Origin of the sequence: Agathobacter sp. LCP21S3_B2 (assembly GCF_052118705.1) — a bacterium.
GTDB lineage: Bacteria > Bacillota > Clostridia > Lachnospirales > Lachnospiraceae > Roseburia.
Window position 1 is genome coordinate 13,073 of the sequence record NZ_JBQKGQ010000026.1, and the last position, 17,306, is coordinate 30,378.

At 41.8% G+C, this 17,306-nt stretch carries 12 protein-coding genes and 1 pseudogene; 8 read left to right on the forward strand and 5 right to left on the reverse strand.

What is annotated here, in order from left to right; all coding sequences use genetic code 11:
- Positions 1–2: 2 nt before the first annotated feature.
- Complete coding sequence (locus ACTQ1L_RS14345) at positions 3–2,507, forward strand: ABC transporter permease (RefSeq protein WP_441367868.1); 2,505 nt, start codon at positions 3–5, stop codon at positions 2,505–2,507.
- Between the two features lie 114 nt (positions 2,508–2,621).
- On the opposite strand, the pseudogene ACTQ1L_RS14350 reads toward ACTQ1L_RS14345, so the two are convergent.
- A pseudogene (locus ACTQ1L_RS14350) lies at positions 2,622–3,437 on the reverse strand (MATE family efflux transporter); the annotation flags it as partial.
- Between ACTQ1L_RS14350 and ACTQ1L_RS14355 the strand changes: the two are divergent.
- The 5 genes from ACTQ1L_RS14355 (at position 3,385) to ACTQ1L_RS14375 (ending at position 8,112) form a co-directional block, all read left to right on the forward strand.
- Positions 3,385–4,074: a helix-turn-helix transcriptional regulator gene (locus tag ACTQ1L_RS14355; protein WP_441367879.1), complete on the forward strand. Its 690-nt coding sequence runs from the start codon at positions 3,385–3,387 to the stop codon at positions 4,072–4,074. The pseudogene ACTQ1L_RS14350 and the gene ACTQ1L_RS14355 sit on opposite strands and share 53 nt — an antisense overlap.
- Before the next feature lie 487 nt (positions 4,075–4,561).
- The gene (locus tag ACTQ1L_RS14360; protein ID WP_321112018.1) at positions 4,562–5,590 is read left to right on the forward strand and encodes an ABC transporter substrate-binding protein; all 1,029 of its coding nucleotides are present in this window, start codon (positions 4,562–4,564) and stop codon (positions 5,588–5,590) included.
- A gap of 33 nt (positions 5,591–5,623) precedes the next feature.
- Positions 5,624–6,505: an ABC transporter permease gene (locus ACTQ1L_RS14365; protein WP_022293762.1), complete on the forward strand. Its 882-nt coding sequence runs from the start codon at positions 5,624–5,626 to the stop codon at positions 6,503–6,505.
- Positions 6,505–7,278 (forward strand): ABC transporter ATP-binding protein, encoded by a 774-nt coding sequence (locus ACTQ1L_RS14370; protein WP_441367870.1) that lies wholly within the window; start codon positions 6,505–6,507, stop codon positions 7,276–7,278. The genes ACTQ1L_RS14365 and ACTQ1L_RS14370 overlap by 1 nt, the downstream gene beginning before the upstream one ends.
- Before the next feature lie 198 nt (positions 7,279–7,476).
- Positions 7,477–8,112 (forward strand): helix-turn-helix domain-containing protein, encoded by a 636-nt coding sequence (locus ACTQ1L_RS14375; protein WP_441367871.1) that lies wholly within the window; start codon positions 7,477–7,479, stop codon positions 8,110–8,112.
- A gap of 22 nt (positions 8,113–8,134) precedes the next feature.
- On the opposite strand, the gene ACTQ1L_RS14380 is transcribed toward ACTQ1L_RS14375, so the two are convergent.
- From ACTQ1L_RS14380 to thiS, 4 genes are all read right to left on the reverse strand, one after another.
- Positions 8,135–8,857: a thiamine phosphate synthase gene (locus tag ACTQ1L_RS14380; RefSeq protein WP_441367872.1), complete on the reverse strand. Its 723-nt coding sequence runs from the start codon at positions 8,855–8,857 to the stop codon at positions 8,135–8,137.
- Between the two features lie 95 nt (positions 8,858–8,952).
- On the reverse strand, positions 8,953–10,218 hold the full coding sequence (thiH, locus tag ACTQ1L_RS14385) for a 2-iminoacetate synthase ThiH (RefSeq protein WP_441367874.1): 1,266 nt from the start codon (positions 10,216–10,218) through the stop codon (positions 8,953–8,955).
- An 84-nt stretch (positions 10,219–10,302) separates the two neighbouring features.
- Complete coding sequence (locus ACTQ1L_RS14390) at positions 10,303–11,091, reverse strand: thiazole synthase (protein WP_015517663.1); 789 nt, start codon at positions 11,089–11,091, stop codon at positions 10,303–10,305.
- A 50-nt stretch (positions 11,092–11,141) separates the two neighbouring features.
- Positions 11,142–11,339 carry a sulfur carrier protein ThiS gene (gene thiS, locus ACTQ1L_RS14395; RefSeq protein ID WP_012741150.1) on the reverse strand — a complete coding sequence of 66 codons (198 nt, stop codon included), beginning with the start codon at positions 11,337–11,339 and terminating at the stop codon, positions 11,142–11,144.
- A 495-nt stretch (positions 11,340–11,834) separates the two neighbouring features.
- Between thiS and ACTQ1L_RS14400 the strand changes: the two genes are divergently transcribed.
- Positions 11,835–15,299 (forward strand): DEAD/DEAH box helicase, encoded by a 3,465-nt coding sequence (locus tag ACTQ1L_RS14400; RefSeq protein ID WP_441367876.1) that lies wholly within the window; start codon positions 11,835–11,837, stop codon positions 15,297–15,299.
- Between the two features lie 227 nt (positions 15,300–15,526).
- Positions 15,527–17,107 carry a glucose-6-phosphate isomerase gene (locus tag ACTQ1L_RS14405; protein WP_441367878.1) on the forward strand — a complete coding sequence of 527 codons (1,581 nt, stop codon included), beginning with the start codon at positions 15,527–15,529 and terminating at the stop codon, positions 17,105–17,107.
- The last annotated feature ends 199 nt before the right edge of the window (positions 17,108–17,306 follow it).

Consider the following 17,306-nt stretch of genomic DNA (forward strand, 5'->3'; position numbering starts at 1 on the left):
AAATGCTCAAAGTCAATAACAAAAAAGTAATTCAAGACCTTGCAAAAACAACATATAAGGCAAATAAAAAAAGAAATTTATTAACTATAGTAGCTATTTTTTTGACAACATTTTTACTTTGCACCGTAATATCTGTTGGATTAAGTTATTGGGATACAGTTTCTTTAAGACAACAAAGAATGCAGGGGATAGATTATGATATTGAACTGACAGAACCGAGAGATGACCAAGTATCTACCATACGAAAAATGGATAATGTGAGATATGCAGGGCTTAGTGTGAAATGTGGAATTGCATTAAAATATCAAGATAAAGAATTAGACAAGATAAAATTTTATTGGTTAGATGATACTTGCTGGAAACAACAGACGATTCCAGCATTGGACTATTATGAAGGCAATTATCCAGTCAAGGAAAATGAAATTATGCTTTCCCAAAGTGCATTACGTTCTATGGGAATTGAAAATCCTAAAGTGGGTATGGAATTGCCTTTCATATATCAAACTTTAGCAGAAAACAGCGAGAATAACGATACAGCAAAAACATTTATTTTAAGCGGTTGGTTTTTGGATTATACAGGCGTAGATAAGGGGGATGTTTCAGATAAATTTTATCAATCAACTGGAGTTTTGCAGACTGATTTGACGGAGGGATCATTAAAAATCTCATTAAAAAATCCTCTATATTCCGAAAAGGATATTATGGAAATGCAAAATCAAATCAACTTATCTGGAAATCAAATTATTGAAGCTGATTATGATACAATTTCTAACTTTATCAAGACTATGATGGGGTTATTGATATTATTAGTTTTAGTTTTCATGAGTGGATATTTGTTTATTTATAATACATTGTATATTTCCGTAAATCGAGATATACGGTATTTTGGACAGCTTAAAACAATTGGGACAACATCTGTTCAGATTAGAAAAATGATATATAAGCAAATGTTGTGGAATGCAATGATAGGAATACCATTAGGGCTGGTTTGTTCGTCAATCGTTGGAAAAATTATTATTCCTCAACTATTACACTCTTTAAATCCAACGATTGCAATAAGTGAGGTTGGAACTATCTCCCTTTGGGTATTTATAATTGCTACCATTTTTTCACTTACTACAACAATGATTAGTAGTCAAAAACCAGTGAAAATAGCAATGAATTGCTCTCCTATTGAAGCAATGAAATATATAGGAGCAACGTCTGTAAAAAACAAAAATAAAAAAAGAACAGGTGGAGATATTGGTTCTATGGTAAAAATGAATTTATTTCGAGACAAGAAACAATTCGTTGTTATCATGTGTTCTTTAAGTTTGGCGGTATCACTTTTCTTGATTATCAATGTTGTGATTTATGCTAATAATGCAAAAAATATTTTGAACCATTCTTATGATTATGATATAAGGCTTTTAAATCAGACATTACTTTCAGATAACGAGGAGCAAGTTTTCAATTCAGATTTTATTGAACAAATAAAATCTATAGATGGGGTAAAAGATGTACGAGTTTTAAAATCAGCAACAGCAGTTGTTCCATATCAAGAAAAGGTCTATGGAGAATATTACAAAGAATTGTATGTTTCCAGATATTCTCCTGGCAACTATGAAAAAGATATGGAGCTATATAAAAAACAGCCAGATTGCTCTTCTTTTACTTGCAGAGTTGTGGGGATTGATGAAGTGGAATTTGAAAAAATAAATAATTCTTTGCAAAATCCACTTGATAAAGAGAAATTTAAAAAAGGCGAGATTGCTTTTGTTTCTAAAACTTTTACACAAGGTGATAATGGAATTACAGGAAAAAAGGTTGAATTTTCAATTCCAACTGCTCTGAATCCGGATAAAAAAGAAATTATTGAAACAGGGGCAATTATAGATGATTACCCAGCGTATTATTCTGCTGGCTATACGCCCGATTTGATTGTTAGTGATGATTTTTTCGATGAAATCATGGGACAACCGTTAATAGAAATGATAAAAATTGATTATGATGAACCTTTTTCTAAAAATGTAGAATCATCTATTAAAAGTATTGTAGCGAACAATAAACTTATTTCTGCTGAATCAAAATTAGATAGTTATTTAGAAATGAAAAATTCAGAAAATCAAATTACTGTATTAGGTGGAAGTTTAGGAATCATTATTATGTTACTTGCTGTTTCAAATTATTTAAACATGATGTCGGAAAGCATACAAAATCGTTCTAAAGAATTTGCTATCTTAGAAAGTGTCGGTATGACAAGAAAACAGATTAAAAAAATGATAGTATTTGAAAGTTTAGGTTATTCTATTTTGTCGATTGTCATTGCACTGATTATTGGTTTACCTGCATGTTATTATGTATTTACAAACTTTAATATCTATGGGATTCCATTTGTATTTCCGGTAATCAAGACGTTGCTTTTATTTATTGCGATTATCATAGTTTGCGTAGTAACATCACTATTCGTTTTTTCTAAATCAAAAAGTGAAACGATTATTGAATTGTTGCGAAAAGATGAGGCTTAAAAATATAGAGTTTAGTTGTTGTCTGCAAAGCAGATCAGCAACTAAACAAAGGAATGAACAATGGAAGTGTATAACCAAAATAACAAAAATATTAGCACTCACCTATTGTTATCTCTAATCAACCAGTCCCTTGTTCTTCCACTTTCCGCTCTTCCAGCGCAGCACCATGCCGACCGCCCTGATGCACTCGTCACTTGCAAGTCCGATGTAAGCACCGACTGCGAGAAGGCCCAGATGAAGTCCGAAGAAGTATGTTCCGCCGACCGCCGCAAGGTACATGAAAACGGCACCCATGACAACCGGGAAAACGGCATCACCGCTTGTTTTCAGTGCCTGACCATAGACCAGATTGGTGACTCTTCCAAGCTCCAGCACAATATCGATGGCGAGAATTTTTCCGGGAGCTATGCGCTCGGGACTTTCCTTTGCCTTGATGAGCACAGCGCCCATTGTGGCAACAATAATCAGATTGATAATACGTGAAATAACCGTTGCAGTGGCAACACCCATAACGCCCCAGTTCATTACAAATAGAAAAACAGCGTTAAGTATAAAGTTAATGACATTTCCAATAATTGATGCCCAAAGTGACTGCTTTGTGTAGCCGAAAACTCTCAGGTAGCTTGAATAAATCGGTATGAGAGCATTTAAAAAGCAGGCACCTCCAACAATGCGCAGATAAGTATTTGCCGAATCAAAAAGCGCCGGTGCAATGCTGGCCATTTTAAGAATATTACCGGAAAAACCAGCCAGAAATACCGACATGAGCACACCTATTACAGCGTTAAATATAAGCCCAAGCTGCCTTGCCTGATATGCTATACCCGGTTTTCCGGCACCGATATTCTGCGTCATGACAGCAACCATACCGCTTGAGATGACACCAAACATGATGATGAAAACGGAGATATATGTATTTGCCGTGCCGACAGGAGATGCAGATTATTACACGTTTCTGTTTCCTCTTGAATATATATCATTTCAGGCGGACGATCTCATGGAAAAATCAATCCTATCCCCTCTCAAACGAGGCAGACTTATGATTAGTCCTCAGATAAATGATACAGCAGCAGATATATGCGAGCGGCTGATAGAGATAAATGCACAAATATCAGGGAAAAGCGCAGAAAAAACAGATGCTGCAAAGATAGCGGCGCAATTTGAAACCAAAATAACTCTCATCATATTCATCCGGAAAATGTGGAGAAATGGTCTGATTCTGGAAAATGGCACAAACGGCACAAACACAACAGAAAAAGAAATGATAACGTATATCCGGCAAAACTATACAAGGGAAATTTCACTGAAGGAATTTGGTGCACAGTTTCATTTGTCAGAAAAATACATATCACGCTATTTTAAAGAGCATTTTCATATTACTCTGTCACAGTATGTCAATCATCTCAGGCTGGAGCACGCCAGACAGCTATTGGAGGAATCAGCAGCTTCCGTTACAGAGGTTGCAATGTGCAGTGGATATCAGAATGTGAGCTATTTTATACGCAGCTTCAAGAAAATGTATGGGGTATCACCTCTTAAATACAGAAATTTTCAAACTTTAACTTGACAAAGTGACAAAAAGAGCATAAAGTATATAAAAAGATTAATTTAACAGTGTTTCAAAACCGATGAGAAAGAAGAGTAGACCTTTCCGGATATCTCAGAGAGCTGCAGATGGTGGGATTGCAGTATGGATGGATTTGTTGAATGGCCTTTCGAGGGTGATCCGAAGCGTTTGATTGTACAGAGCATAGTTTCTTAACGATTAAATCAGTAGGCGTCACCGGGAACCGAACCCGTTATCATTTCGGCATGTATATTAGTACATGACAGAGTGGACAATTCGTCAAATTGAGTGGTACCGCGATAATAAGAATTTATTACCGTCTCAAGCATTAGCTTGAGGCGGTTTTTTGCATAAACATCCACATGATGAAATGTCGTTAGCGCAAATTTGATTTGAGGCTATGACATCTGGCTTGTAGCGGCAGATTTATGAGAAAATCGCGAACATCGGGAAACAAACACTTCACAAAGAAAGTGAGGAATTCAATATGAAAAAGAAAGTATTATCAGTAATTTTAGCAGCAGTTTGCACCATGGGTCTTATGGCAGGCTGTGGGGCAGAGGGCTCAAAGGGCTCTACACAGAGTGGCGCAAAGGGTGATAGCTACACAGTAGGTATTTCACAGTTTGCAGAGCATGGCTCTCTTGACAACTGCAGGGAGGGCTTCTTAGAGGGCCTCAAGGAAGAGGGCATCGAGGAAGGTAAAAACCTAAAGGTTGATTACCAGAATGCACAGACAGATACCGGTACAGCAAGCACTATTGCAGACAGCTTCGTATCTGAGAAGGTTGATATGATTTGTGCCATCGCTACACCATGTGCAGCCAGCGCCTACAATTCAGCTATGAATGCAGACATTCCAACAGTATACACAGCAGTTTCAGATCCTGTTGCAGCAGGTCTTGCTAAGGAGGACGGCTCAAGTGTCGGAAACATCACAGGCTCATCAGACGTGCTTCCTGTTGAGGAGCAGCTTAAGATGATCAGGGAGATGATGCCGGATGCAAAGAAAATCGGTATTCTCTACACCACAAGTGAGGCAAACTCATGCAGCACCATTGAGGAGTACAAGGAGCTTGCAGATAAATACGATTTTGAAATCGTTGACACCGGAATAAACACATCAGCAGATATTGAGATTGCAGCATCAGATCTTGTTTCCAAGGTTGACTGCCTGTGCAACCTCACAGACAACACAGTAGTAAATGCACTCCAGACTGTTCTCGACAAGGCAAATGGAGCAAAGATTCCGGTATTCGGAAGTGAAATTGAGCAGGTTAAATCAGGCTGTGTCGCTTCAATGGGAATCGATTACTACCAGCTTGGAATCGAGACAGGAAAGATGGCAGCAAAGATTTTAAAGGGTGAGGAGAAAGCCTCTGACACTCCGTTTATCTCAGCTTCAAAGGCAGAGCTTTATGTAAACACTGCAGCAGCAGACAAGATTGGCATGACACTTGATGCGGATTATATCAAGGATGCAGCCGAGACATTTGATAAGATTGAAGTAAAATAGTTACGTTGATTTTAAAGCAGGGGAGGATACACCGTGACACTAGTTTTAAGCGTTTTAGAGCAGGGCATGATTTATGCAATCATGGCTCTTGGAATATATATCACATACACCATACTGGATTTTCCGGATCTGACCGTAGATGGAAGCTTTCCGCTTGGAGCGGCACTTTCGGCGGTTCTCATCACAAAGGGCGTTAATCCGATACTCACACTGCTTGTGACATTTGCGGCAGGTGCGTTTGCCGGAATGCTGACCGGAATCATCCATGTGAAGCTCAAGGTGCGTGACCTTTTATCGGGAATTATCATGATGACAGCGCTTTACACGGTGAATCTTCGTATTGCAGGAAGAGCAAACCTGCCAATATACAATATGACCACACTTTTCGACAATGATTTTGTCAGAAATGTATTTAAGGGCGGCTTAGCACAGTTTTCAAATGTGATTATCATCCTTGTTATCACACTTGTGATGAAATTCCTGCTCGACTGGTACATGAGCACAAAGTCAGGATATCTGCTTCGCGCCGTAGGTGACAACGAGACTATCGTTACATCTATGGGTGTGGACAAGGGCATCACAAAAATCATCGGCCTTGCAATCGCCAACGGCCTTTGCAGCTTAAGCGGATGCATTTTTGCACAGCAGCAGAGATATTTCGACGTATCAATGGGAACCGGAACAATGGTTATCGGATTGGCGAGCGTTATTATCGGAATCAGCCTGCTTAAAAAGGCAACATTTTTGCGTGTGACCTCGAGTGTTGTTATCGGAGCGATTGTATACAAGGCCTGTGTGGCAATCGCTATAAAGCTTGGTATGCCGTCGAGCGATTTGAAGCTCATTACAGCGGTATTGTTCCTCATCATTCTGGTGCTTGGAATGGATAGAAACAAAAGAAAGAAGGTGGCATAATGTTAGAGCTCAACCATATCCACAAATTATATAATCCGGGAACAGTCAACGAGATATGCCTCTTTGATGATTTTAATCTGAAAATAGATGATGGACAGTTTGTTTCCGTTGTAGGAAGTAATGGCTCCGGAAAGACATCTATGCTCAATATCATCTGCGGTTCTATTCCTATTGACGGTGGCAGCATAGTGGTAAACGGCACTGACATCACAAAGCAGAAGGATTTTATCAGGCACCGCCGCATAGGCCGTGTATTTCAGGATCCGTCAAAGGGAACCTGTCCTTCCATGACAATCCTTGAAAATCTGTCCATAGCTGACAATAAAGGAAAGACATACGGTCTGGGCCGTGGTACAAACCACAGCAGGATAGATCATTACAAGGAGATGCTTGCCGAGTTAAACCTCGGACTTGAGGATAAGCTTCACACAAAGGTTGGGGCACTTTCAGGCGGTCAGAGGCAGACAATTGCGCTTCTCATGGCTACGATGAATCCAATCGAGTTTCTCATCCTTGATGAGCACACAGCAGCTCTCGATCCAAAGACCGCTGAGATCGTAATGCAGCTCACAGGCAAGATTGTTGCGGAGAAGAAGGTCACAACAATCATGGTCACACACAATCTGCGCTACGCTGTTGAATACGGAGACCGCCTTATTATGATGCATCAGGGCAGGGCAATAATCGACAAGGCCGGCGCCGATAAGAAGGCTATGCAGGTTGATGATATTCTTGGCACATTCAATGAGATCAGTATTGAGTGCGGAAACTAGCTACGCTGAGGCTTTTTGGATTGTACTATCGAGAAAACGGGCAAGTATTTGGTCCAGTTATTTAAGAAACGATGTACTAGGGTGTGCGAAATGTAAATATGAATTGAAAATGTCCTCCTGTGGGAGTATTGTATAACTATACTTCTACCAGGAGGACATTTTATATTTCAAGGATTATAGATGAGGAGATGAAAAAAGATGATTTACGCATATGACAAGGTTTATCTTCGAATTGCACAGCGAAGTCTTGGGGAGATGCTTAGTTATGCAGTGTATGACCTCGGATATGAGCTGGAGGATTATTATAAAAGATTTTTGCAGTCTGAATATAGTATGCGCTTTTCAAAAGGTGATTTATTTGTGATAACCGGGATGTCGGGCGCTGAACTTGCGATAAGGGTATTAGATATACCTGATGATGATATAATCATGCCTTCGTACAATACAGCTAAAAGCCAGGAATATTGGACAGGATGGATTCTGGCATATTATCAATGGGAGAATGGCAAAACCTTTGAAATGATTGATAAAGAGATACCTATTTGTAAAATCAGAAATATGTATAATCCTTATCATGAGATGGATATTTCATCTGCCATTTTGAAATTGAGAGAGATGAGTCAGGTATCAAGAGCGGAGACATATCTTAAAAAACTACGCAAAAGGGCTGGTATCAGTCAGAGCATTCTTGCGGAAGAAACAGGCATTCCTGTAAAAACTATTCAACAGTATGAACAGCGCAGAAAGGATATAAATAAAGCACAGGTCGAGTATGTTGTCAGGCTGTCAAAGGCATTGTGCTGTGAACCGCAGGATATTTTGGAGGTAAAATAAAAACTGTGATATAGTCGGTAAATCATACCCTCATCATCCCCGACATAATACATCCTCCGGCGGCTCCACATTCCATAACCTCAGAAAGTCGCGGAACATTAATGTCTGGCATAGCATCATAAGCAGATGGTGCATCGGAAGCTGTGCTGTCATCGCTTGAAGCAATATTAATGCCGCCGATTGCATAAACCGGTATCCCAACCGCATCACAGACATTTTTGAGGAAATCAAGTCCGCGCGGAGGCAGTCCTTTTTTGCAGTCGGTTGCAAAAATATGTCCTGCCGTCATATATGTGGCTCCAAGCTGTTCGGCTTTTATGGCATCTTCTACAGAGTGGACAGAGGTTCCGATAACCTTGAAGAATTGTTGATAATTGTCAGTGCTTTTTGACATATCTGTGGATATATTGTCAGATATGTCTTTTTTGACATATGCTTCGAGGATTGGCAATGGCAGATGTATATACGGATGGTCAAGCTCCATTGCTACATTTATAAAGCTGTGCAGCATGCACTGCACATCATATTTTTTACACAGAGCAATCACATCGCGTGCCAGAGACAGATATTCTGCCTCTGGCATATCCTTTTCCCTGAGCACAATTGCATGGGGATGGAGCTTACAGACACGCTCGAGTTGTTCCATGAACGGACGGCTGCACAGGTGTCTGTTTGTGATAGCGATTATATTATCACTCTGTAAAGCATGTTTTGAGTTATCGTATAAGAGTTTTTCTTTATTCATATTTGTTCCTACATATTCATATATACATATTTATACCTGTTAAAATTAAAATGATTACTGATTCTAATTCAAGCATTTCATTGTTTACAGGATTCCTACACGTAAATATAGTCGCTCATCACCGGCTGCAAACCATTGTCGAGCAGTGCATTAAATACCTCATCTACGCTTCTGCCATCAGAGATTTCAAACTGGTCATCGCCCTTGTCCTCTATATCGTCCACATGGCTTCCGATTCCGGTGCTGACACCGGCTGAAATCTTGGTGGCGGCGATATTTACGAGATTGTCACGCACACGCGCTACCTCTCTAGTAGATATGGTGATGCTTGCAAACGGCATGAAGAGCCTGTAAGCGCATACTACCTGAAGGAGCTGTGTCTCGTGGACATCTTTTGGATTGATACGGTCATTGTTTATGATAGGGCACAGACGAGGGCATGAGAATGCAATCTCGGCTCTTGGATATTTTTTCTGGAGCAGGTATGCGTGATATCCGGTGGCAAGTGCATCCTTTCTGAAATCATCGAGACCTAAAAGTGCAGCAAAGCCGACACCTCTCATACCGCCCTTAAGAGCACGCTCCTGTGCATTTACACGGTAAGGGAAAATTCTCTTGTGTCCGGCAAGGTGAAGAGTCTCGTATTTGTCAGAGTTGTAGGTCTCCTGGAAAACGGTCACATAGTCAGCTCCGCACTCGTGCAGGTATGCGTACTCGTCAGAGTTCATAGGATAAACCTCAAGACCTATAACCTTGAAATATTTGCGGGCAATTTTGCATGCCTCTCCAATGTATTCGACGTCTGACATTTTCTTGCTCTCACCGGTGAGAATCAGGATTTCCTGAAGACCGGTTTTGGCGATTGCAGCCATTTCCTTTTCGATTTCTGAGGCATTCAGCTTTGCGCGGTTGATTTTATTGTGACAGTTGAAACCACAGTAGATACAGTAGTTTTCGCAGTAGTTTGATATGTAAAGCGGCGTAAACATGTACACGCTGTTGCCGAAGTGCTTTCTGGTCTCAAGCTGTGCAGCCTGTGCGATTTCCTCAATAAATGGCTGTGCAGCAGGCGAGAGCAGAGCCTTGAAATCCTCCAATGTGCGGTATTCGTGGGAAAGTGCCGCGCGTACATCGGCTGCGGTGTATTGGTCGTAGTCGTAGGCATCCATTTCGGCAACAACCCTGTCCATGATATCGGAGTCAAGAACCTCCATATCAGGCAGATATTTCATATGGTCTATTCTGTTTTTCTTCATGTCCTCGAGGATTACTTCGTTTACAATGCTGTCGTTGAAGTGGTCATCGTGGGCGATATTTGCATTGATATCTTTGTCATTTGTTATATTTGTATCGTTAGTCATTATGTGTTCCCTTCAAAAGCTGATTATCATATTTATGCTTTAAATGATATGAGGGGCAAAAGGTATTTTGCCACTCATTTATGATTAGTCGCGCAGATATCCTGTCAGAGGAGATGATGCGCTGGCTCCTTTGGTCAGAGTGCGTCCGAGTCCTGACAGATAAGCCATTCTTCCGGCCTCGATAGCCTTTTTAAATGCCTCTGCCATTATCTCAACATCACCGGCTGTTGCAACAGCGGTGTTTGCCATGACTGCGGCAGCACCCATTTCCATAGCCTCGCATGCCTGTGAAGGACGGCCTATACCTGCATCCACGATGATAGGTAGGTCGATTTCGTCAATCAGAATCTGGATAAATTCCTTTGTGCAGATACCCTTGTTTGAGCCGATTGGCGCGCCGAGAGGCATGATGCAGGCAGCGCCGGCGTTTGCAAGGTCTCTTGCCACGTTGAGGTCAGGATACATGTAAGGCATTACGACAAAGCCCTCCTTGGCAAGAATCTCTGTAGCCTTTATTGTCTCAAAGTTGTCCGGAAGCAGATATTTACTGTCGCGCATGATTTCAATTTTTACGAAATCTCCACAGCCCAGCTCGCGGGATAAACGTGCGATTCTTACAGCCTCATCGGCATTTCTGGCGCCTGATGTGTTTGGAAGCAGTGTGACATTGTCCGGAATATAGTCGAGGATGTTTGCCAGTCCTCCATCGTTTGCACGGCGCAGAGCCAGTGTGATAATCTGTGCATCAGCCTTCTCAATGCAGGCCTTTACCAGGTCGAGTGAAAACTTTCCTGATCCAAGGATGAAACGTGAGGTAAACTCGTGACCTCCTAAAACTAATTTGTCGTTTGCTAAATCTATATTTTTACTCATGATTAACTCCTTATATTTTTATTGATGGTGTAAAAAGTGTTTGTTTTTAATCAGCCCCCGCCCATAAAGCTTAAAATCTCTACCACATCGCCGTCGGCGATAGCAGTGCTGTCATACTCAGTCTTTGGAAGAATCTCTTCATTCAGCTCCACAACGATGTGCTTAGGGTTGTAATTGTTAGCTGAAAGATACTGCGAAACAGTCATGCCGCATACATCTGCAGCTTCTTTACCGTTGATTTTTACCATTGTGCGTCTCCTTTCCGGATTGAGATGTGGAAAAAGCAGGGATTATCCCGAAGCAATACATTAAAAAAGAGTTCACAAAGTAATACACCCGCGGTGGTGTACCCCTTCATGAACTCTGTTCACTCTCAAAAATCCGTTATTAAACTATGTAAATATGTAAAATTAAAAGGGAGATACCAATAATTTTACAAACATGAGTATAGTACCTTACACCGGCAAAGTCAACTGATTTTTAATAAAACCGCATTACATTACTGATATGTAGTAACTGCATTACAACAATTTCCAACAAATTTTACATAACGCAGACAGTATATTTTCATTAGAATGATATGTTAAAAAAGTAATAAAAATGGTTCTAAGGTATTGTGATGTTTATGATTGATTTTATTTGCATATGAATATATAATTTTGTGTATGAGTGAATTACAGTTAATGATAAATTCACAAAGAAATTTGCATAATTATCCATGCAGAAATCAGGAGTACACACATATGAAAAAGAAAGTCCAAAAAACAGCAGATACTACAGCCACTAAAACCACTACAGACAGCATTATCGACGAAACCCTCTACGGAGAAGTCATTTCAAAGCACGAGGCTGATGCCTCCGATAGGAAGATGGGCATTCATGCGCAGGATGAGTATAGGTATTTCAATTTAAAAAAGATAAAGGATTCCTTTGAACTGACAGCAAAAACGCGCAAGGATTGTCAGGAAATTTTGAAAAGAGGAAAGCTTAAGCTGGAGAATTTTTCGAGCGGCTTTGTAGAATCGGTGAGCCGTGAGCCGGTATGCCGTTTTATCTGCACAGGATACGAGGAAAAATACGGATATAAGACAGGAATTAAGGTCACGCTTTATGTGTCAAAAAATAAGGTGATTAACTTTGAGTGTGATTGTGATGAGTGCATGGGCAGATATTATTGGGCAAAAAATCATCACTGTAAGTACACTGCAGCCGCTTTAGATATTGCACTTGATTATCTGGAAAAAAATGACAATATGGATGCGACTGACACTGCCGGTCGTCAGGTGATAAACAGCTTTGCAAAAAGGAAGCGCTCGAAGGTGATATCTGCGAGCAGGCAGCAGGAGAATTCGCTTACGCTTGAGCCAAGACTTGTGTGCAAGGACAAGAACATAAGCCTTTCATTCAAGGTCGGTGAGGATAAGATGTTTGTAGTAAAGGACCTTACACATTTTGCAGATTTGGTACAGAAGTCAGAGACAGAGGTGTATGGCAGCAATACAAATATTAATCACGGTATACAGAACTTTACCGCGTCTTCTAGAAAATGGGTGGATTTCATTCAGGACTGTGTAGCAGAGGAAAATCGCCTGAAAAAGTCACTGGAGGAGGCTACATGGAAAAGCATAAGGAAAAAGGTTTCGTCGCTTGAGCTGTACGGATGGCGTGTAGACAGGCTCTATGAGCTGATGGAGAATGCCGGAGTCAACTACGAGGATCGCGATACAAAGACTAAGAGTGTCATAAAGGGCGTGGTAAGGGATCCGAAGCTTATCATGTCAATCCGTCCGCTCATGGAGGGCAGAGTGTTTCAGGGAATAAAGGCGATAATCACTTTTCCACACATGTACATAGGAAGCGGAAAAATGTACTTTATGGATGCGGATGCAAAGCAGCTTTGCAGGGTTACTCCTGAGTTTTATGAGCATTTGGGACCGCTTCTGTCAAAGGATGAGTACAACGACTATGGAGTGCTGAGCTTAAATATAGGAAGGAATAATCTGTCAGATTTTTATTATGGGGCGCTTCCGGAGCTTTCTGAACATGTGGATATCATAGAGGATAAACCTGAGCTTATTGAGCAATATCTGCTTCCTGAGACGATATTTTCATTTTATCTGGATGCGGATAATGATGATGTGGACTGCAGGGTTATAGCAGAGTACGGAGACAAAAAATGCTCCTGCCTTGATATGTACAGACCTGATGTGAAGGTTGAGAGCTTCAGAGTGGCTTTCAAGGAGCGTGAGGTGTTGGATATACTCAGGCAGTTTATGCCTGTTGTGAATCTGAAAAATGACAGAATATGCTGCGGCGGCGATGAGGACAGGATATATGATGTGGTAACAGGCGGCGTGGAGGAGCTTGCGAAACTCGGAAATGTCTACTGCACGAGCCGTTTCAAGAACGTGGGAAAGACAAAGGGCACCAGTGTAAGTGTAGGCGTGAGTGTGTCAAGCGGTATGCTTGAACTCGACCTTCTGACACAGGATATGAGCGAGGATGAGCTTTTAGAGCTGCTCAAAAACTATAAGAGAAACAGCAGATATTACCGTTTCAAGAGCGGTGAGTTTGTTGATTTGCAGCAGTCGTCACTGCAGATGCTGTTTGAGATGATGGAATCGCTTCACATGTCACCGAAGGATTTTGTGAAGGGAAAGATGCACCTGCCATTGTACCGCACACTTTACCTCGACAAGATGCTCGAGGAGCATAGCGAGGTCTACAACACGAGAGATGTCCAGTTCAAGCAGATTATTAAGAACATGAAGTCGGTTTCAGAGTCAGACTATGATGTTCCGCCATCGCTTGATAAAATCATGAGAAACTACCAGAAAAACGGCTTCAGATGGATGAGAACACTTGAGGACTGTGGCTTTGGCGGCATACTGGCCGATGATATGGGACTTGGAAAGACACTGCAGACTATATCAGTACTGCTTTCTGCAAAGGAAAACGGCATAGAGGGCACATCACTTATTGTGTCTCCGGCATCACTTGTGTTCAACTGGGGAGAGGAATTTGAGAAGTTTGCTCCGCAGCTTAAGGTAGCGCTGCTTGCAGGAAAGGCGGAAGACAGGACACAGATAATATCAGATTATGATAAGTATGATGTGCTTGTCACATCCTATGATGTTTTAAAGAGAGATATAGACCAGTACGATGGCAAGGCTTTTTCATATGAGGTCATAGATGAGGCACAGTACATAAAGAATCAGACGACAGCCGCAGCAAAGGCAGTCAAGCTGATAAACAGCAGGGCACGCTTCGCACTGACAGGTACTCCGATAGAAAACAGGCTCAGTGAGCTTTGGAGCATATTCGATTATCTGATGCCGGGCTTTTTGTATACATATGATGCATTCAGGCGTGATTTTGAGAATCCTATCGTCAAATATGAGGATGAGGAAATGATGGGGCGCTTACAGAAGATGGTCAAGCCGTTTATCATGAGACGTCTGAAAAAGGATGTGCTCAAGGATCTGCCGGATAAGCTTGAGGAGTCGAGAGTAGTGCGGTTTGACGGTGAGCAACGCAGACTCTATGATGCACAGGTTGTCCGCATGAAAAACGAGCTCGCAGGCGGCAATGAGGAGGATTTCAACAAGAACAAGCTCAAGGTGCTTGCAGAGCTTATGAAAATCAGGCAGATATGCTGCGACCCGCATCTGTGTTTTGAAAACTACAATGGTCCATCGGCAAAGCTTGAGTCGTGCCTCGAGCTCATAGACAGTGCAATAGAGGGTGGTCACAAGATACTGCTCTTCTCACAGTTTACGAGCATGCTTGCAATCATAGAGGATGAACTCAGGAAAAAGGATATAAGCTTTTACAAGATAACAGGAGAGACCTCAAAGCAGGACAGGCTTTCCATGGTAAAGCAGTTCAATGAGGATGACACACCGATTTTCCTTATTTCCTTAAAGGCAGGCGGGGTCGGACTGAACCTGACCGGTGCAGACGTGGTCATCCACTATGATCCATGGTGGAACGTGGCTGTCCAGAATCAGGCAACAGACCGTGCGCACAGAATCGGACAGACCAAAAAGGTCACTGTGTACAAGATGATTGCAAAGGGCACCATCGAGGAAAAAATCATGAAGCTGCAGGAGACAAAGAAGGATCTTGCAGACAATATCATAAACGGAGATAATGTCGGAATTGGCAGCATGTCAAAGGATGATATCATGGAGCTCCTCGGAGTGTGATAAATTGATCCTGCCTGCAAGTAGGATGCATCATTTTTCCCTTCAATGGATCTGAATAGTTACTGATTTTGCATAAAAAGTGCATATTCACACATAAACAAAACAAAATACGAATTTTATCGAAAAACTTACTTATAAAGTTTCTCAGCTCTTGAACTTAAAAATGATTGATAGTATAATTTAAGCGATTGGTGAAAATAAGATTAAATGATAAGGAGGAAATCGCAATGATTACCTGGAACAACTTGGATACCCTGGAATCCTTCAAGGAGCTTTCTAAAGTGGGACGTGTTGACATAAAAGAGGCCATGTCAGGAGACAATGGCGCTAAGCGTGTCAAGGAGTACAACATCCCAATGGCAGAGGGATTCACTTACAACTTCGCTGCAAAGCAGGTGGACGCAGATGTGCTTGAGGCACTTGCAAAGCTTGCAAAGGAGGCACAGCTTACAGAGAAATTTGAGGCACTTTACAATGGTGCGGTTATCAATACAGGTGAGAACCGTCTCGTTCTTCACCAGCTTACCCGTGGACAGCTCGGAGATGCTGTAGTGGCAGACGGAGTTGACAAGCGTAAATTCTACGTAGAGCAGCAGGAGAGAATCGCTGAGTTCGCAAACAAGGTTCACTCAGGCGAGATTACAAACGCAGCAGGAGAGAAGTTTACAACAGTTGTTCAGATAGGAATCGGCGGAAGCGATTTAGGACCTCGTGCTATGTACTTAGCACTTGAGAACTGGGCAAAGAAAAACGGCAGCTTCAAGATGGAAGCCAAATTCATCAGCAATGTTGATCCTGATGATGCGGCAAGCGTACTTGCATCAGTTGACGTAGCTCACTCTATTTTTATATTAGTATCAAAATCAGGTACAACACTTGAGACTCTTACCAATGAGTCATTCGTGAAGGATGCATTAAAGAACGCAGGACTTGATGCTTCTAAGCACATGATTGCTGTAACAAGCGAGACATCACCACTTGCAAAGAGCGATGATTACCTTGCAGCCTTCTTCATGGACGATTACATCGGAGGACGTTACTCATCAACATCAGCAGTTGGTGGAGCAGTTCTCTCACTTGCATTCGGTCCGGAGGTATTTGCACAGTTCCTCGACGGAGCAGCAGCAGAGGATAAGCTTTCAAAGAATGCAGACATCATGGAGAATCCTGAGATGCTCGACGCACTCATCGGTGTTTACGAGAGAAACGTACTCGGATATCCTAGCACAGCAGTGCTTCCATACTCACAGGCACTCAGTCGTTTCCCTGCACATTTACAGCAGGCTGATATGGAGTCAAACGGCAAGTCAGTTAACCGCTTCGGTGAGCCTGTAGATTATGTGACAGGACCGGTTATCTTCGGTGAGCCTGGAACAAACGGACAGCACTCATTCTATCAGCTCCTTCATCAGGGAACAGATATTGTGCCACTCCAGTTCATTGGCTTCAAGAACAACCAGCTTGATACAGATGTAGTCATCCAGGACAGCACAAGCCAGCAGAAGCTCTGCGCAAACGTAGCAGCTCAGATAGTTGCATTTGCATGTGGTAAGGCAGACGAAAACAAGAACAAGAGCTTCGAGGGTGGACGTCCTTCAAGCATCATCATTGGAGACCAGGTAAATCCTGCATCTCTTGGTGCACTCCTTGCACATTTTGAGAACAAGATCATGTTCCAGGGCTTCTTATGGAATGTAAACAGCTTCGATCAGGAAGGTGTTCAGCTTGGAAAGATACTTGCAAAGAAGGTTCTCGCACATGAGACAGACGGAGCACTTAAGGAGCTCAGCGATATGCTTAATATTTAGTACATCGAATAATAAGCCTGAATTATTCACGGCAGTATAAGCGTGCACAAAATCTACCGTAGTTGCCATTACAACCACTCCCAATACATCACCTTTCCAGAAGATAGCCTAAAAAAGGGCAGACTTCTCCTGTGTTGCGTTTAAAGGTTGATTGTGGTTGTCAAGGTTCCCTAACCGTTGTTATTCCAACTGTGGTTGC